Source organism: Paeniglutamicibacter sp. (assembly GCF_046714615.1).
Classification (GTDB): Bacteria; Actinomycetota; Actinomycetes; order Actinomycetales; family Micrococcaceae; genus Paeniglutamicibacter.
Genome location: NZ_JBKKAP010000009.1, coordinates 21,031 through 38,110, shown reverse-complemented (window position 1 = coordinate 38,110; position 17,080 = coordinate 21,031). Strand labels below are relative to the sequence as shown.

Genomic DNA, 17,080 nt, shown 5'->3' with positions numbered 1-17,080 from the left:
GAACCCCGCCATGGAACTGAACAATTCGGCCCTCGCGCATATTGCATCCCCCGTGTCCATCCCCGGCTACGACCGTTCCGCGGTGCGTGCCGGCATCATCCACTTCGGTGTCGGGGGCTTCCACCGCGCCCATCAGGCCATGTACCTGGACGCGCTGATGAACCAGGGCAAGGCGCTTGACTGGGGCATCCGCGGCATGGGCGTGATGCCCTCTGACGCCAGGATGCGCGACGCATTGGCGGCCAGCGACGGGCTCTACACCTTGGTGGTCAAGAATCCCGACGGCACCCGCGAGGTCCGCGTCATCGGGTCCATCGTCGATTACGTCTTCGCCCCAGACGACCCGGCCGCAGCCATCGAGGCACTGGCCGACCCGGGCGTCCGCATCGTCTCGCTCACCGTGACTGAGGGCGGCTACAACGTTCACCCCGTCACCGGGGAATTCGACCTGGAAAATCCCGCCGTCAAGAAGGACCTGGCCGATCCGGCCACCCCGCGCACCACCTTCGGGCTGATCAGCGCCGGGCTGAAGCTGCGCCGCGAGCGCGGCATCGCCCCTTTCACAGTCATGAGCTGCGACAACATCCAGGGCAACGGCGAGGTCGCGCACAAGATGTTCGGCGCCTTCGCCAGCGCGCTGGACGCCGAGTTCGGCACCTGGGTCGAGACAAACGTGCCATTTCCCAACTCCATGGTCGACCGGATCACCCCCGTCACCACCGATGCCGACCGCGCGGAGGTGGCCCAAACCTACGGCATCGACGACGTCTGGCCGGTGGTCTGCGAGGACTTCACCCAGTGGGTGCTGGAGGACAAGTTCGTCGCCGGACGCCCGCCCTTCGAGGATGCGGGGGTGCAGTTGGTGCAGGATGTGGTTCCGTACGAGTTGATGAAGCTGCGCCTGCTTAACGCCACCCACCAGGGCCTGTGCTACTTCGGGCACCTGTCCGGCTACCGGGCGGTGCACGAGGTGGCCCGCAACCCGCTGTTCGCCAACTTCCTGCTGCGCTACATGGACGAGGAGGCGACCCCCACCCTGGCCCCGCTGCCGGGAGTGGACCTGGATGCGTACAAGCGCAAGCTCATAGAGCGCTACAGCAACGAATACGTGGCAGACACGGTGGCACGCTTGTGCGCCGAGTCCTCGGACCGCATTCCGAAGTGGCTGATCCCGGTGGTCCGCGAGAACCTCTCGGCGGGCCGCCCGGTCGAGCTCTGTGCCGCGATCGTGGCCAGCTGGGCCCGCTACGCCGAGGGAGTGGACGAGCAGGGCCGCGGGATCACCGTCGTTGACCGACTCGCCGATGAATTGCGCACCGTGGCCGCCAGGAACCGCGAGAACCCGACGGCGTTCATCGAGCAGCGAGAGCTCTTCGGCGACATCGTCGATGACGAGGCATTTGCCGCACCGTACCGTGCGGCGCTGGCCTCGCTGCACAAACACGGGGCGCTGGCCACGCTCGAGTCGATCATGGCGGGCCAGCCGGCCGCCAAGTAGTTTGCCCTGTGCCCCGCTCGGGGGCACAGAATACGACGATGCCCGGCCCCCAGGAAGAAAATCCCTGGGGGCCGGGCATCATCGTATGCAATCAGGCGCGCGCGTCCAACCAGGCGGCGGCTTCCTGCGCCAGCTGAGCCGGCGTGGCGGCGATGTCCAGCACCACACCTGCCTCGTCCGTCTCCAGCAGCTCAAGCGTGGCCAGCTGGGATTCGAGCAGGCCCACCGGCATGAAGTGCCCGGGGCGGGCGCCCATGCGTTCGGTGAGCAGTTCGACCGTGCCGTGCAGGTGGATGAACACCGTGCCCGGGGCCTGGGCCCGAATCAGGTCGCGATACTTCCGCTTCAGGGCCGAGCAGGCAATGACCATCGACCCGGATTCGGCCAAGCCGAGGCGTTCGCCCACCTCGCGCAGCCACGGTTCGCGGTCCTCGTCGTTCAACGGGTGCCCGGCAGCCATCTTGTCGATGTTGGCCTGCGGGTGCAGGGAATCCCCGTCGAGGAACCCCGCCCCAAGTTCCGCGCCCAGCAGCTCGCCCACGGTGGACTTGCCGCAGCCGGAGACACCCATGACGATGACCCGGTGCAGCATGGTGGACTTCAACGTTTCCACACTGTGTGCAACGGCTTCCATGGTCTTCGTGCTCACCAGTCGTGGACGGTGCCGTCGATGAGACGGTTGTAGGGCAGGTAGGCCTGCTGGTACGGGTAGGACAACGCGGCTTCCTCGTTGAACTCGACGCCCAGGCCCGGCTTGTCGCCCGGGTGCAGGTAGCCGTCCTTGAAGGTCATGGACTGCTCGAAGACCGTGTTGGTGGCGTCCGAGTGCTGCATGTATTCCTGGATGCCGTAGTTGTGGATGGCCAGGCCCACGTGCAGCTGGGCGGCGAAGCCCACCGGGGAGATGTCGGTCGGGCCGTGGAAGCCGGACTTGACCTGGTACTGGGCGGCGTAGTCCATGACCTTCTTCAGCGGCGAGATGCCGCCGAAGTGGGTGGAGGCTGCACGCACGTAGTCGATGAGCTGTTCCTTGATCAGCGACTGGAAGTCGTAGATCGTGTTGAAGACCTCGCCGATGGCGATCGGGGTGGTGGTGTGCTGGCGCACCAGGCGCAGCGCTTCCTGGTTCTCGCCCGGGGTGCAGTCCTCGAGCCAGAACAGGTCGTAGGGCTCCAGCGACTTGCCCAGCTTGGCGGCCTGGATCGGGGTCATGCGGTGGTGGCCGTCGTGCAGCAGCGGGATTTCCGGGCCGAATTCGTTGCGCACTGCCTCGAAGACGGTCGGCAGGTGGCGCAGGTAGGCACGGGTGTCCCAGTCCTCTTCCTGCGGGAATGCGCCGCGGCCTGCGGGCTCGTAGTCGTAGCGTTCGCCCGAGGCCTGGGTCTGGGCGGCAACGCCGTAGACGGCCTTGATGCCCGGGACGGCGGTCTGCACACGGATGGACTTGTAGCCCAGTTCCAGGTGCTCGCGGATCGAGTCGAAGAGCTGCTCGGTGTCGGTTCCCGAGGCGTGGCCATAGGCGCGCAGGCCGTTGCGCGAGGCGCCGCCCAGCAGCTGGTAGACCGGCATGTTGGCGGCCTTGCCCTTGATGTCCCACAGGGCCATGTCCACGGCGGCGATCGCGGCCATGGTGATCGGCCCGCGGCGCCAGTAGGAGGAGCGGTAGAGGAACTGCCAGGTGTCCTCGATGCGGTGCGCATCCTTGCCGATGAGCAGCTGCGCGACGTGGTCCTTGAGGTAGGACGCGACTGCAAGTTCGCGGCCGTTCACGGTTGCGTCACCGATGCCGACCAGGCCGGATTCGGTGGTGACCTTAAGGGTCACAAAGTTGCGTGACGGGCTGGTCACAAATACTTCTGCCTTGATGATTTTCATGGCAATCCTTTCAAATGCGCGATGCAACGGTGCACCGATAGTGACGGGGAGGAAAGTTATTCGGTGAAGTGGCCGCGCAGGGCGTGGATCGAGGCGACGGTGTCGGTGTCCCCGGACAATTCCGCATCGACCACGGACACCAGTGCCGCGGTCTGCTGCGGGGTTCCGGCACCGAGGGAGGCGTCGGCCAGGACCGATTCGAGTGCCGCCGCGTTCGCATCGGCCACGGCCGTGCCGGAGGCATGTTGTGCGGCCAATTGGTCGCACCAGGCGGCCAGCAGGCGAAGTGCCGGGGCGCCGTTGCGCCCGGCTCCCCGCTCGGCACGGAACACGGGCAGCGCCCGTGCGGCAAGCTTGATCGATCCGTCCGTGGCGATCTGGGCCAGGTAGTGGGCGATGCGCGGGTTTTCGAAACGTTCGCGCAATGCCTGGCGGTATTCGGGGACGTTGAGTTCCGGCTCGGTGAGGTGTGCGGAGGCGGCATCCCAGAATTCCTCGACCCAACCGGAAACGGCCGGGTCGGCCAGGGCCTGCGCAACGGTCGCGTGCCCGCGCAGCTGCCCGGCAAAGGACATCAGCGTGTGGGCGCCGTTGAGCAGCCACAGCTTGCGGCGTTCGAAGGCCTCCAGGTCGGCAACGAACTGCGCACCGGCCTTTTCCCAGGCGGGACGTCCGGCCGGGAATTCGCCGGAGAGCACCCAAGAGGAAAACGGCTCGGTGACCACCGGGGACACGTCGCGGAAGCCGGTCTCGGCCGCCACGGTGGCGCGGTCGGCGTCGGTGGTCCGCGGGGTGATGCGGTCGATGGAGGTGTCGACGAACGACACGTTTGCATCGATCCAGCGGGCCAGTTCGGTGTCGATGGCCTGCGCGAAGCCGAGGATGCCGGCGCGGGTGACGGCGCCATTGCCCGGCAGGTTGTCGCAGGAGACGATGGCCAGCGGCCAGCCGTCGCCGGAACGGCGTGCGGCAAGGCCGACCAGGATCCGCGCCGCAGCGGTGGAGAGCTTCAGCTGCCCGAAGTCCGCCGCGGAGTTGGCGAAGAGCCCGACGTCGTAGCGTTCGCGCAGCACCGACAGGTCGGCCTGCACCGCCGTGTCCTCCAGGTCCAGTGTCGGCTCGCCGGCGCCGGCCGCCATCTTGTAGCCCGCCTCGGTGATGGTCAGGGTGAGGATCGCGGTGGACGGGCTGGCCAGCAGGGTGGTCAGGGCCGCCATGTCGTTTCCGTCGTGTGCCTCCACGATGGATTCGATGACCTCGAAGGTGTCGGCCTTGGCCTCGCGCCGGATCAGCGTGAACAGTCCGTCCTGGGCGGCGAGCTCCGTGGCTGCGGTGGCGCTGCGTCCGGTGAAGGCGGCAATGCCCCAGCCGTCGCCGGCCTTGGCGGTGTACCAGGCCTGGTGGGCGCGGTGGAAGGCGCCGAGGCCGATGTGCACGATGCGGACCTCGGCCTTGGCGGCCGGGTGGGTGGTGCGGTTCAGCTCCCGGGTCGACACGGTTCCGGCGTTCACAGCTTGAACGCCCGGCGCGGTGCGGCGTCGACGATGTCAACGATGATCTCGTGGGCGCGTTCCTCGGTGACGCGGTGCTCGGCGACCAGCCGGGCCAGGAAGGAGGCCTCGACTCGGCGTGAGGCGTCGTGCCGTGCCGGGATGGAACAGAAGGCGCGGGTGTCGTCGATGAAGCCCGAGGACCGGGAGAAGCCGGCGGTCTCGGTGACGGCGGAGCGGAAGCGCATCATGGCATCCGGAGCATCGAGGAACCACCAGGGGGCCCCGATGAACACCGACGGGTAGAACCCTGCCAACGGAGCGATCTCGCGGGAGAACACGGTTTCGTCGATGGTGAAGGGGATGAAGTGGAAGCCCTTGGCGGTGCCGAAGTCGTTGAGCAGCGGCTGCAGGCCGGTGGCGAAGTCCACGGCGAACGGGATGTCGTGCCCGGTATCGGGGCCGAAGGACTTCAGCGTGGCGGAGTGGGTGTTGCGGTGCACTCCGGGGTGCATGGTCATGACCAGGCCGTCCTGCACGGCCATGGCCGCCTGTTGGTACATCATGTGCGCCTCGAAGGCGAAGGCCTCGGCGGTGGAGGCGGTGCCTGCCATGCCCTTGGCAAAGAGCGCGGACGCCTCGTCGCGGTCCAGCTTCAACGTTGCCGCCGAATGCGAGCCGTGGTCCGAGGACACTGCCCCGTGCTCGACGAAGTACGCACGGCGGTTGGCCATCGCGGCCATGTAGCCGTCGTAGCCGGTGGCCCCCTGGCCGGCGGCCTGGATCAGCGCGTCGGCCTTGGCGGCGAAGTCGGCGCCCCAGAACTTGATGTAGGCGTCGGGGCGGAAGGTCGGCAGCACCCGGGAGGTGAAGGACGCGTCCTCGGCCAGCGCGCGGTGTGCGGCCAGGTCATCCAGCGGGTCATCCGTGGTGGCCATGACCTCGATGTTGAAGGAGTCCATCAGCGCGCGGGGGCGGAAGCCGGGCTCGTCGATCTTGGCCTGCAGCGCATTGAAGGTCGCCTCGGCGGTTTCCTCGCGGATGTCAAGGTCGTCGATGCCGAAGACGTCGACGAATTCCTGGCGCAGCCAATACCCCGAAGCGGTGCCGTCAAAGGCCTTCCAGTTCGCACAGAATGTGCGCCAGGCATCCAGGGCGCTGACCTCGGAGGTGCCGCCGACGCGCAGCTGCTCCAGCAGGACGCCGTTGGCGTGCAGCAGGCGGGTCACGTAGTGGTCCGGGCTCAGCAGCATGGCGGTGGGATCCGGGAACGGGGTGTCATTGGCGATCATCGCCGCGTCCACGTGGCCATGCGGAGAAATGATGGGCAGGTTTTCCACGTCTTTGTGGAGCGACCGGGCTATCTCGCGGACACCGGGGTCTGCGGGCAGGAGCCGATCGGCGTGGTTCGCAATCGAGGAAGGCATGTATTGATCGTCCGTATCTTTGGCGGGTATTGGCAACAAGTTGCCATGAGTTGCACCACTAGTCCGGCGGCCTGATTTTTCCCTAGCCGCGGGGGCGTGCGGTGGAGCCGCGCAGCACCAGCCGGGTCGGAAGCACCACGGCCTGTTCGTGCGTGGAAACGGCGCCCCGAGAAATCGCCAGGAGGCTGCGCACCGCCGTGGCGCCCAGGGCATGCAGGGGCGCGGCAACGCTGGAAAGCCCCGGGACGATCAACGAGGCGCCCGAGGAGTTGTCGAAGCCGATGATCGAGAAATCCTCGGGAATGCCAAAGCCGTTGGCCTGCAGCCTGCGCATCAGCCCGAGGGCCAGTTGGTCGTTGTAGGCCAACACTGCGGTGGCCTTTCCCGTGGCGACCTTGTCCGCGGCGCGCGCCCCGCCGTCCATGGTGGGAGCTGCGGATTCGACCTTGGTGATCCGCACGTCGAGCTCCAGGCCCGCCTGCTTCACGGCTCCCCAGCGCATTGAGTCGGCCCACGAGGCCTCGGGGCCGGCCAGGTAGGAAATCTCCTGGTGTCCCAGTTCCTTGAAGTGCTCAATGGCCCGGCGCACCCCGCGCACATTGTCGGTGATCACGCTGGCCACGCCCTTGACCCCGCGGTTCATCACCACCGTGGGTTTTTGCTTGGCCATGGCCCGGATCGCGGCGTCGGACATGCGCGAACTGCTGAGCACGATCCCGTCCACGATATCCATGGACCGCTCAATGGCCTCGCGTTCAATGACACCGGATTCCCGGGTGTGGGCCAGGAGCATGGTGTAGCCGTTCAGGGCGGCTTCCTCTTCGGCGCCGCGGATCATCTCGAAGTAGACCGGGTTGGAAATGTCGGCCACCACCAGGGCAATGGTCCCGCGCCGACTTCGCCCCTGGGCCATCGGACGGCGCACGCTCACCGACTGGTAGCCGATTTCGTCAGCGACCTTGCGGATGCGTTCCGCCGTGGCAAAGCTGACCCTGCCGGGGCGCGCGAAGGCCCGCGAAACGGTGGACGCGGAAACCCCCACGATGCGCGCGACATCGTAGATCGTTGCCGGACGGGGTTCTTCGGGTTGGGGGCTCACCCTCCTATCCTTGCGCGCCCGACCGATACTTGAAAGTCCGTGGCAACTAGTGGCAACAATTGGGTCGCCGTGCATTGTGGCGTACATCATCAATGCAACCGTCAATGTGGCCGGGAGGTGCCCTTGCAGGCATCGCTTCGCAAGGGCGAAGGGGCAACGTGGCCCCCTCGTCGGCCGGAAAGTAGCTCCAGAGATGAATCTTCGCATATTGCGAGTCGTCGCCCTGGCATCAGCAGCCGTACTTGGCTTAAGTGCATGCACCGCTGGCGTCTCGGGGACCGCAGAAGAGGGAAAGACCATGGTTCTTTCCCTCAACCAATCAGAGACCCACCCCTCATACATTGCCCTGACCGGCTTCGGCGAACGCCTGAAGCAGGCCACCGACGGCCGCTGGGACATCAAGGTCTACCCCAACGAGACCCTCGGCGCCCAGCAGGAAGTCATCCAGCTGGTCTCCGACGGCTCGGTCGACATGGCCATCGCCTCGGGCACCCAGCTGGAAAACCTGAACCCCGAATTCGCCACGCTGAACCTGCCCACGGTCTTCAACAGCATCGAGCACCAGATCTCCGTGCTGCGGAACCCAGGAATCGTCGGCGAGCTGTTCTCCTCGCTCGAGGAATCCAAGAACCTCACGGTGCTTGGCGGACTCACCCAGGGCGACCGCAACCTCTATACCGCCGAAGGTCCCATCCAGAAGCCGGCCGACTTGGCCGGCATGAAGATCCGGGTCCAGGAATCTGACATCCACATTGCGATGGTCAACGCCATGGGCGCCTCCGCAACCCCGATGTCGTACGGCGAGGTCTACACCGCGATGCAGTCCGGCGTGCTTGACGGCGCCGAAAACAACGAGGTTTCCTACCTCACCCAGAAGCACAATGAGGTGGCCAAGTACGTTGCCCGCACCCGCCACCTGGTGGGCCTTGACTATATGCTCATCAACTCCGAACTCATGGCGAAGATGAACCCTCAGGACCGCGAGATCCTCAAAGCCGAATGGCAAAAGACCGTTGACGAGCATGTCTTGCTCTGGCTGACCAATACGCAAAGCTCCATCGACAAGGCCACCGCCTCCGGGACGAAGTTCAACGACGTCGACGAAGAGGCATTCCGCAAGGCCCTGGCCCCGGTGGTCGAAGGAGCCCTCAAGAGCGAGACGGCCCACGAGCTCTACGACAACATCAAGGAGGCCGGAAAGTGAACGCCGTCAAATCCGTTCTTGACGTCACGCTGAAGTGGCTGTGTGTCATCCTATTCAGCGCCCTCGTGCTGGTGGTCTGCTGGCAGGTCTTTAGCCGCCAGGTCATGCACGCCCCTGCCACCTGGACCACGTCCCTGGCCCAGTACCTCTTTGTCTGGCTGGCTCTCTTCGGTTCCGCCTACGTCTTTTCCGACCGCGGGCACATTGCCGTGGACTTCCTGGTCCGCGCGCTGAAAATCAATGAGAAGCGCACCACCGAGGTCTTCGTCCAGGTCATCATCCTGCTCTTCGCGGTGTTCGTGCTGGTGTGGGGCGGTCTCCGCGGCGTGGACATGACCTGGAGCCAGAAGATCTCCGGGCTTCCGTTGAACATCGGCGCCATGTACCTGGCCCTGCCGATCTCCGGGCTCATGACAGCGTTCTACGCGATTTACCACCTGGTTGAGGCGCTGCACGGACGCGGCCTGCCCAACGACAACGACGAAGAAATCCGGGAGGCGATCTAGCTATGGATGCAGCACTTGTAGCAGGAATTGTCCTGATCGTCGGCATCGCCGTGCTCTTGCTGGCACGCGTCCCGATTGCCGTTGCCGTCGGCATTTCCGCCTTCCTGGCCGTGGCCGCAGTGATCGGCCTGGAAAAGGCCTCCTTCGTCTCCGCACAGCGGATGTTCACCGGCATCAACTCCTTCACCCTGCTCGCGATCCCGTTCTTCATCCTGGCCGGCGTGCTGATGAACAACGGCGGCATCGCCGGACGCCTCATCGATGCGGCCAAGGTCCTGGTAGGCCGCACCCCCGGCTCCCTGGCCCAGACCAACGTCGTGGCCAACGCCCTCTTTGGCTCGGTTTCCGGTGCGGCAGTCGCCTCGGCCGCCGCGGTCGGCGGTGTCATTGGCCCGCGCCAGCGCAAGGAAGGCTACGACAGGAACTTCTCCGCGGCCGTCAACATCGCCTCGGCCCCCTCGGGCATGCTGATTCCGCCGTCGAATACCCTGATCGTGTACTCGCTGGTTTCCAGCACCTCGATTGCCACGCTCTTCGTGGCCGGCTACATCCCGGGCATCCTGTGGGCCCTCGCCTGCATGTTGGTGGTTTGGCTCTACGTGCGCAAGCGCCCGGAGCTGAAAAACCACACCAAGGTCTCCCTGCCGGTGGCACTGCTGACCATCTGGCGTGCGGTGCCCTCGATCCTGATGATCGTCATCGTCATTGGCGGTATCCTCGCGGGCGTCTTCACCCCGACCGAGTCCGCGGCCATCGCCGTGGTTTACTGCCTGATCCTGGGCTTCATCTACAAGGCCATCAAGGTCGGTGACCTGCCGCGGATCCTCATCGACGCGACGCTGACCACCGCCATCGTCATGCTGCTCGTGGGCGTATCCACGATCATGGCTTGGGTCATGGCCTTCTCCGGCATCCCGGGCGCCATTTCCTCCGGGCTGCTTGGCCTGACGGATTCACCGACGCTGATCCTCATCCTGATCATGGTGATCCTGCTGATCGTCGGCACCTTTATGGACCCGACCCCGGCGATCCTGATCTTCGTGCCGATCTTCCTGCCGATCGTCACCACCTTCGGCGTTGATCCGATCCACTTCGGCATCATGGTCACCTTCAACCTGTGCCTGGGCACGATCACCCCGCCGGTGGGCAACGTGCTCTTCGTGGGTGCCCGCGTGGCGGGCCTGCGTGCCGAACCCGTCATCAAGGCATTGGTGCCGTTCTTCCTGGCCCTGGTTGCCATGCTCTTTGTCGTCACGTTCATCCCGCAGCTCTCCATGTGGCTGCCTGACGTGCTGGGGCTCCTGGCCGAGTAGCGGCAAGCACTTCAAGCACCATCGGCGAGATGCGGTGCCGGAACCATTCACTGGTTCCGGCACCGCATCGCTCGTTTAAGCGAGGAATTGCGTAGGAGATGACGCAAGAATCCGCACGGATGCCGGGCATTCCTGGGTGCCGTTCGCCCGGCGGTTTTCCCTGGATCCGGGTATGGGGATCAACGGCGCTGACACACCATTTGGATGTGGGGAGTCCGGCTCCGATTGGCGCTTCTAGCGCGCGGCACCCTTGTGAAACGAAGGCAATATATGGCAACCACGTGCATTATCCGAGTGATTGGCGTCACAGTTGAGCTGCATCCTATGGTGGACATCACAATCGCCCCGCCATTGAAACTCGTACCCTGACTCAACGGAGAGCTCACCATGACTCGATTGTTCCCGCCACCTTCGAAGCGGCGCCGCACCGCGGCAGCCCTGGCCCTGCCCCTGATACTGACCCTGGGCGCAACGTCCGCAAGCGCGCTGCCGCCGCAGGAGGGCGCGGCCAAGAGCGCCCCCGCCGCGGTCGATAAGAATGAAGGCAACCACGGTAAGCCGCCGACGCTCGGTGTCCGCGTCAAGGACACCATCACGGTCAAGGGCCGCACGTTCAAGGACCTCAATGCCAACGGCACGCTGGACGCCTATGAGGACTGGCGGTTGCCCGCCGGCGAGCGCGCGGCGAACCTGGTGTCGCTGATGACGCTGGAGGAGAAGTCCGGCCTCATGCTGATCGATACGCTCAACGCCTCCTGCGACCCGGACACGAAGGTGCGCGGCACCCTTGACCCGGCGGCGACAGGCTACATCAACGACCAGAAGATGCACCGCTTCATCTTCCGCAACACCGTCACGAGCGAAGACAAGGCCGTCTGCGGCGCTTCCGGCGGAGGCTTCCAGGCCAGCACGTCCCTGACGCCGCAGGAAGCTGCCACGTACATGAACTCGGTCCAGGAACTCGGCGAGGCCACCCGCCTGGGCATCCCGATGCTCTACAAGTCCAACGCCCGCAACCACATCGACCCGAACGCGCGCGCCGGCATCAACGAATCGGCCGGGGCATTCACCGCCTTCCCGAAGGAGGCCGGCATCGCCGCGGCGGCATTGGGCGAGGAGGCAGTGCGCACCGGGCAGGCGCCGACCGCCGGAGACATGTCGGTCGTCGAGGACTTCGCCGGTGTCATGGGCGATGAATGGGAGTCCATCGGGCTTCGCGGGATGTACGGCTACATGGCCGACCTCTCCACCGAGCCGCGCTGGTACCGCGCACATGAGACGTTCACCGAAGACGCGGACTTGAACTCCAACATCATGACCACGCTGGTTCAGTCCCTGCAGGGTCCGCTCGACGACGAGGGCTCCTCGCTGAGCCCGGACACTTCCGTTGCGCTGACCATGAAGCACTTCCCGGGCGGCGGACCGCAGGAACTGGGCCTGGATGCCCACTATTCCTTCGGCAAGACCCAGGTCTACCCGGGCGGCGCCTTCGGCGAACACCTCAAGCCCTTCGAAGCGGCCATCAAGGCCGGAGTCTCCTCGATCATGCCGTACTACGGCGCCCCGGTGGAGGTCACGCACAACGGCGTCACCTACGACCAGACCGGCATGGCCTTCTCCAAGCAGATCGTCAATGACCTTTTGCGCGACGAGCTCGGATTCAAGGGCTACGTCAACTCGGACACCGGCATCATCAACGACCGCGCCTGGGGTCTGGAGGACAAGACCATTCCCGAGCGCGTTGCAGCTGCCATCAACGGCGGCACCGACACCCTCTCCGGATTCCACGACGTCAAGACGATCACCGACCTGGTCGATTCAGGTCTGCTGACCGAGGAGCGCATCACGCTCGCCGCCACGCGGCTGACCGAACCGATGTTCAGCATGGGCCTGTTCGAAAACCCGTACGTTGACACGGCCGCCGCGAACGACGTGGTCGGCAGCGCGGCAAACCGCGAGGTGGGCCTGGACCTGCAGCGCAAGTCCGCCGTCCTGTTGCAGAACAAGGAAACCGCCGAGGGCAGCAAGGTCCTGCCGCTGAAGCCCGAGTCCGACGTCTACATCCTGGGAGACATCTCCGCCGAAAAGGTCTCCAAGTACGGCTACAACGTGACCAACGGCAACACCACGGACCCGGCCGCCCGGCCCAGCGCCGCGGACAGCGACGTCGCCCTGATCAACATCACGGTGAACAACTCGAACACCGGCTCCTACGTCAGCAACGACCCCGCCTCCGGCATGAACCCCGAACACATCAACCCCGTCACGCTCGACGGCGTTGCAGGGCTCGACGGGCAAAGCCCCTACGGTGCCGCCGACGCTTGCGTCACCCAGGGCGCTCCGACGTGCACCGATGACGGACTGCGCTTCGGCGGGTCGCTGCCGTGGGAATCAAGCATCCTGGACTTCACGTCCATGGCCGAATCCGAGTCGTGGAAGATCACCCCGTCGCTGAACACCATCAAGCAGGTCATGAGCGAGGTGGAGGATCCCAGCAAGGTTGTCCTGCACGTGTACTTCCGCCAGCCGTTCGTCATGGACGAGGCCAGCGGCCTGCGCGACGCCGGTGCCATCGTGGCCGGCTTCGGGATGAACGACACCGCCCTGCTCGACATCCTTTCGGGCAAGGTTGCCCCACAGGGGCGGATGCCGTTCGCGCTGGCCGGAACGGCCGAGGCAATTCGCGAGCAGTACAGCGACCTGCCGGGCTATGAGGAGACCACGGACGGAGAGCTCTACCCGTTCGGCTTCGGCCTGGGATATTGATCCCCACGCCACGGCGCTGACCCCATAAGTGAAGGCACCCACCCGTCATTCTTGGATTCTAGGGGTCGTTGCAACACCTGGTGGCTAGGCTGCCAACAGTAGTTCACGCAGGCGCTCGGTTGGGGTATCCCAGCCGAGCGTTTTGCGTGGGCGTCCGTTGAGCAGGCGGGAGACCCGTTCGAGCTCTTCCGGGCTATGGACCGAGAGGTCGGTGCCTTTGGGGAAGTATTGGCGCAGCAGGCCGTTGGTGTTCTCGTTGGATCCGCGTTGCCAGGGGCTTGCAGGGTCGCAGAAGTAGACGTCCATGTCCGTTGCCATGGAGAAGGCCTTGTGCGTGGCCATCTCTGCGCCTTGGTCCCAGGTCAGGGATCCCCTCAGCCGTTCGGGTAGCCCGCCCATGGTCTTGATGAGCCCGTCGCGGACGGTGGCGGCGGTGTGGTCGCCCTCGAGGTGGACGAGCATGACGTAGCGGGTGCTCCGCTCGACCAGGGTCGCGATCGCGGTCTTGTTTTGCATCCCGGTGATCAGGTCCCCTTCCCAGTGCCCGGGGACGGCGCGGTCCTCGATCTCGGGCGGGCGTTCGGAGATGTTGACCATCGGGTCCCGGAACCGGCTGGTGCGCGTCTCGGGGTCGCGGCGGGTCTTGCGGCGGGCGCGGCCGGTGCGCAGGGCTGCGGCGACCTCGCGCTTGAGGCCGCCGCGGGCCTGCAAGTAAAGGGCCTGGTAGATCGTTTCGTGGCACACGCGCAGCTCCGGCCTGTCGGGGAGCATTTTCCTCAGCCGGTTGCTGATTTGCTCCGGGGACCAGCCTAGGAGCAACTTGGCCCCGACGTATGTTCGCAAGGTTCCCTCGCAGGCGAGCCTGCTGGTCTTGGGACGTGGCCGGCGTTGGGCCGCGGCGCGGTGCGCGGCGTATGGCTGGTAGCCGTTGGGGCCGGTGTTGCGGGCGATCTCCCGGCTGACAGTGGAGACCGGCCGGCCCAGGGTCTTGGCGATGGCACGCATCGAGGTGCCGGCCGCGAGCAGGTCGCGGATCCGCTCGCGTTCGGGCAGGGAGAGGTAGCGGTCGCTGATCGGTTTCTCCAGCGCGGCAAGTCCCGGGAACGGGGTTGCGAAGGCCAAGCCGTCGACCGAATTGTTAGTAGTCACCCGTTGTTTGTAGTCGATGACCCGTCCGTCCGGGTAAATGCGTCGGCCGTGGGACATTCGAATCCCGTTCTCCCAGTCCCGGCAGGTGCGCACGTTTGCCCCCGCCGCCGCTGCCGCCTCCTTCTGGGTCGCCCCGGCGTTGCGCAGCCGCAGGTATTCCTCCCGTTTCCCTGCGTGCGACACCAGCGTCGTCATTCCGGCCTTGCGTGCCCATTGGAAGCAGGTTCCCACGGGGATGCCGGCCTCGCGGGCTGCCGCCGACACGCTCCCCAGCCGGTCCAGGGCGGTGAAGAATCCGTCCTTTTGTTCCTGGGTGTATTTGGTCTTCTTCTTGCCCCTGGCGCCCCTGGCCGGCGACGTGGAATCCGGGGTGAGTTCGCGGGCCCATTGGTAGCACTTGTTGGAATTGAACCCGAGCTCGGTGGCCGCCGCGGCCACGTTCCCGGTCCGGTCCAGGACCACCAGGAATCGCTCGCGATCCTCGGAGGAGTACTTCCGGGGGGTTGAAGGATTCTTGTCGGTTGGTGGTTTCTTCGTTAAAGACGGCACGGTCGTTGCAACTCCCAAAGATCTGGGTGTTGCAACGACCGCTAGAATCCGCCCATTCGGGGCGGGTGCCTTCCGCTTTGCGGCCGACCGGCACGGGCCCGGAAGGCCCTATTGGCTAGGCGTCGGCACGCAAGATGGCATCCAGCAACCCCGGGAAACGCTCGTTGAGCGTCTTATCCCGCAGGTTGTTCAAGATGGCTGTGCCGCGATAATGCTGGGTAATGACCCCCGCCTCCCGAAGCACCCGAAAGTGGTGGGTCGAGGTCGACTTGGTCACCGGCAACTCGAAGGCAATGCAGGCCTGGTCCTCGCAGCCGTTTGCCAGCTGCCGAACAATGACCAGGCGCACCGGATCGGCCAACGCGGCGAGCACCGTTTCCAGGCGCAACACACCCGGCTCCGGGTGCTCAAGGGTTCGCATTGTGCTTTCGATCCTTCTCTCGGTGACGCATTGGTTGGTAGTACGACGTTTATCGGACTAGCATTCATTGCATAGTACGTAACCCATCGTACCAATCCAGAGGAGCCCACCACATGACCCAGCTGTTCGAGCCCTTCACGATCCGCGGCACCACGTTCCCCAACCGCGCCTGGATGTCGCCCATGTGCACCTACTCGGCACTCCCCTCCGGCCAGTCGGTCGGCGAACCCAACGACTTCCACCTGGCGCACTACGCGTCGCGGGCCGCGGGCGGGGTCGGACTGGTGCTGGTCGAGGCCACCGGCGTCAAGCCCGAGGGACGCATCTCCCCCTTCGATCTGGGCATCTGGAACGACGGCCAGGTCGCGGCGCACCGCCGACTGGTCAAGGCCATCACCTCCGCCGGCGCCGTGGCAGGGTTGCAGCTCGCCCACGCCGGACGCAAGGCCTCCATCGAGCGCCCGTGGCTCGGCGGCGGCCCGGTGCCTCCGGCCGAGGGTGGATGGGACACCCTGGCCCCGAGCGCCGTGGAATTCCCTGACCTGCCCGTGCCCGGCGCGATGACCCCGGACGACATCGAAGACGTGGTCCAGGCCTGGGGATCTGCGGCACGGCGCGCCCTGGAAGCAGGATACGAGGTCGTGGAGGTGCACGCCGCCCACGGATACCTGCTCCATTCCTTCCTGTCCCCGCTGAGCAACACACGCACGGACTCCTACGGCGGGTCCCTGGAAAACCGGGCCCGCATTGTCCTGGAGGCCATCGACGCGGTCCGCGCGGTCTGGCCGGCGGACAAGCCGGTGTTCCTGCGGATCTCGTCGACCGACTGGGTCGCCGAGGACGCGGGCGACGGGCGTGCCGCCTGGACCCTCGAGGATTCAACGACCCTGGCCGGCTGGGCACATGAGCGCGGGGTCGACCTCGTCGATGCATCCTCCGGCGGGATCGTTCCGGCCAACATCCCGCACACCGTCGATTACCAGACATCGAATGCGGCAGCCATCAGAAACTCAGTCGGTGACGGTGGGCCGGCAGTGGCCGCGGTGGGTCGGATCACCGACCCCCTCCAGGCCAACGGGCTCATTGCCGACGGCTCGGCCGACGCGGTGTTCCTGGGGCGCGCGCTCTTGCGCGATGCGTCCTGGGCCAACAACGCCGCCGCTGCCCTGGGCGCCGAGGGCCGCTTCATCAAGCAATACGACTACGCCGTGTAGCGAGCGGCAAAAGGTGCAGCCGGGGGAACCGGCTGCACCTTTTTTGTTTCAGGGCATTCCGTTGTGGAGACCGGACCCGGCCCCCCGTTCCGAGAAGCCGCTAGTGGTCCGGGTGCTCGGGATGCAACGGCGAATGCGGCGCCTGCATCTGGTGCAGCAGCCGGTGGACTTCGGGATGGGTCAGGGTCCAGCGGCGGTAGCGGCCGTCGGCACGCACGCTCACCACGCCGGCCTTGTGCAATGTGGCCAGCGCCTGGGTGACGGTGTTGGCGCCCAGCGCCGCGGCGGTCGCCAGCTGGCCCACCGAGGAGTCCGGGGCCGCGTGCATGGCAATGAGGATCCGCATCCGCGTGGCATCGGCACACAGGGCGAAGACGTCGATCCATTCGGGCAGGTTTTCCTCGGACCGGGCCACGGCGTCGGCCCCGATCTTGCTGTGTTCCGTTTCCGGCATTCGCTTCCATCCCCTTCCGTGCCAATGATTGGCGCCTGATCTCACCGGGCCTCTTCCCCCGCCTCGTCATCTGTCCAATGAGACAGATGTACAGTAGGGGCAACAACACCCCCAT

General features: G+C 65.8%; 14 protein-coding genes. 6 read left to right on the top strand and 8 right to left on the bottom strand.

Features of this window, described 5'->3' with window-relative positions; genetic code table 11:
* The first annotated feature begins 10 nt into the window (after window positions 1-10).
* Complete coding sequence (locus tag ACLQ7E_RS01060) at window positions 11-1,498, top strand: mannitol dehydrogenase family protein (RefSeq protein WP_411730670.1); 1,488 nt, start codon at window positions 11-13, stop codon at window positions 1,496-1,498.
* Window positions 1,499-1,589: 91 nt separating this feature from the next.
* Here ACLQ7E_RS01060 and ACLQ7E_RS01055 read toward each other — a convergent pair whose 3' ends face one another.
* From ACLQ7E_RS01055 to ACLQ7E_RS01035, 5 genes are all read right to left on the bottom strand, one after another.
* Window positions 1,590-2,147 carry a gluconokinase gene (locus ACLQ7E_RS01055; RefSeq protein ID WP_411730669.1) on the bottom strand — a complete coding sequence of 186 codons (558 nt, stop codon included), beginning with the start codon at window positions 2,145-2,147 and terminating at the stop codon, window positions 1,590-1,592.
* Window positions 2,144-3,373, bottom strand: a complete 1,230-nt coding sequence (gene manD / locus ACLQ7E_RS01050; RefSeq protein ID WP_264270566.1) for a D-mannonate dehydratase ManD — start codon at window positions 3,371-3,373, stop codon at window positions 2,144-2,146. The genes ACLQ7E_RS01055 and manD overlap by 4 nt, the downstream gene beginning before the upstream one ends.
* 56 nt (window positions 3,374-3,429) lie before the next feature.
* Window positions 3,430-4,884 (bottom strand): mannitol dehydrogenase family protein, encoded by a 1,455-nt coding sequence (locus ACLQ7E_RS01045; protein ID WP_411730668.1) that lies wholly within the window; start codon window positions 4,882-4,884, stop codon window positions 3,430-3,432.
* Window positions 4,881-6,290, bottom strand: coding sequence for a glucuronate isomerase (uxaC, locus tag ACLQ7E_RS01040; RefSeq protein ID WP_411730667.1), 1,410 nt, complete (start codon window positions 6,288-6,290; stop codon window positions 4,881-4,883). Before uxaC ends, ACLQ7E_RS01045 begins: the two co-directional genes overlap by 4 nt.
* 82 nt (window positions 6,291-6,372) lie before the next feature.
* Window positions 6,373-7,389 carry a LacI family DNA-binding transcriptional regulator gene (locus ACLQ7E_RS01035; RefSeq protein ID WP_411730666.1) on the bottom strand — a complete coding sequence of 339 codons (1,017 nt, stop codon included), beginning with the start codon at window positions 7,387-7,389 and terminating at the stop codon, window positions 6,373-6,375.
* Window positions 7,390-7,687: 298 nt separating this feature from the next.
* On the opposite strand from ACLQ7E_RS01035, the gene ACLQ7E_RS01030 reads away from it, so the two are divergent.
* From ACLQ7E_RS01030 to ACLQ7E_RS01015, 4 genes are all read left to right on the top strand, one after another.
* Window positions 7,688-8,593 (top strand): TRAP transporter substrate-binding protein, encoded by a 906-nt coding sequence (locus ACLQ7E_RS01030; RefSeq protein WP_411730665.1) that lies wholly within the window; start codon window positions 7,688-7,690, stop codon window positions 8,591-8,593.
* Complete coding sequence (locus ACLQ7E_RS01025; protein ID WP_411730664.1) at window positions 8,590-9,099, top strand: TRAP transporter small permease; 510 nt, start codon at window positions 8,590-8,592, stop codon at window positions 9,097-9,099. Before ACLQ7E_RS01030 ends, ACLQ7E_RS01025 begins: the two co-directional genes overlap by 4 nt.
* A gap of 2 nt (window positions 9,100-9,101) precedes the next feature.
* Window positions 9,102-10,412 (top strand): TRAP transporter large permease, encoded by a 1,311-nt coding sequence (locus tag ACLQ7E_RS01020; protein WP_411730663.1) that lies wholly within the window; start codon window positions 9,102-9,104, stop codon window positions 10,410-10,412.
* A gap of 387 nt (window positions 10,413-10,799) precedes the next feature.
* The gene (locus ACLQ7E_RS01015) at window positions 10,800-13,178 is read left to right on the top strand and encodes a glycoside hydrolase family 3 N-terminal domain-containing protein (RefSeq protein ID WP_411730662.1); all 2,379 of its coding nucleotides are present in this window, start codon (window positions 10,800-10,802) and stop codon (window positions 13,176-13,178) included.
* Between the two features lie 84 nt (window positions 13,179-13,262).
* Here ACLQ7E_RS01015 and ACLQ7E_RS01010 read toward each other — a convergent pair whose 3' ends face one another.
* Together ACLQ7E_RS01010 and ACLQ7E_RS01005 are read right to left on the bottom strand one after the other, a co-directional pair.
* Window positions 13,263-14,480, bottom strand: a complete 1,218-nt coding sequence (locus ACLQ7E_RS01010; protein WP_411730685.1) for an IS30 family transposase — start codon at window positions 14,478-14,480, stop codon at window positions 13,263-13,265.
* A gap of 511 nt (window positions 14,481-14,991) precedes the next feature.
* The gene (locus ACLQ7E_RS01005) at window positions 14,992-15,297 is read right to left on the bottom strand and encodes an ArsR/SmtB family transcription factor (RefSeq protein ID WP_411730661.1); all 306 of its coding nucleotides are present in this window, start codon (window positions 15,295-15,297) and stop codon (window positions 14,992-14,994) included.
* A gap of 113 nt (window positions 15,298-15,410) precedes the next feature.
* Here ACLQ7E_RS01005 and ACLQ7E_RS01000 point away from each other — a divergent pair, with 113 nt between their 5' ends.
* Window positions 15,411-16,511 carry an NADH:flavin oxidoreductase/NADH oxidase gene (locus ACLQ7E_RS01000; RefSeq protein ID WP_411730660.1) on the top strand — a complete coding sequence of 367 codons (1,101 nt, stop codon included), beginning with the start codon at window positions 15,411-15,413 and terminating at the stop codon, window positions 16,509-16,511.
* Window positions 16,512-16,611: 100 nt separating this feature from the next.
* On the opposite strand, the gene ACLQ7E_RS00995 is transcribed toward ACLQ7E_RS01000, so the two are convergent.
* Complete coding sequence (locus ACLQ7E_RS00995) at window positions 16,612-16,965, bottom strand: ArsR/SmtB family transcription factor (RefSeq protein WP_411730659.1); 354 nt, start codon at window positions 16,963-16,965, stop codon at window positions 16,612-16,614.
* Between the last annotated feature and the right edge of the window lie 115 nt (window positions 16,966-17,080).

Bases quoted from the DNA above. Each gene is read 5' to 3' on its own strand.
- ACLQ7E_RS01060 (WP_411730670.1), top strand. From the start codon at position 11: ATGGAACTGAACAATTCGGCCCTCGCGCATATTGCATCCCCCGTGTCC.
- ACLQ7E_RS00995 (WP_411730659.1), bottom strand. From the start codon at position 16,965: ATGCCGGAAACGGAACACAGCAAGATCGGGGCCGACGCCGTGGCCCGG.
- uxaC (WP_411730667.1), bottom strand. From the start codon at position 6,290: ATGCCTTCCTCGATTGCGAACCACGCCGATCGGCTCCTGCCCGCAGAC.
- ACLQ7E_RS01000 (WP_411730660.1), top strand. From the start codon at position 15,411: ATGACCCAGCTGTTCGAGCCCTTCACGATCCGCGGCACCACGTTCCCC.
- ACLQ7E_RS01020 (WP_411730663.1), top strand. From the start codon at position 9,102: ATGGATGCAGCACTTGTAGCAGGAATTGTCCTGATCGTCGGCATCGCC.
- ACLQ7E_RS01005 (WP_411730661.1), bottom strand. From the start codon at position 15,297: ATGCGAACCCTTGAGCACCCGGAGCCGGGTGTGTTGCGCCTGGAAACG.
- ACLQ7E_RS01030 (WP_411730665.1), top strand. From the start codon at position 7,688: ATGGTTCTTTCCCTCAACCAATCAGAGACCCACCCCTCATACATTGCC.
- manD (WP_264270566.1), bottom strand. From the start codon at position 3,373: ATGAAAATCATCAAGGCAGAAGTATTTGTGACCAGCCCGTCACGCAAC.
- ACLQ7E_RS01015 (WP_411730662.1), top strand. From the start codon at position 10,800: ATGACTCGATTGTTCCCGCCACCTTCGAAGCGGCGCCGCACCGCGGCA.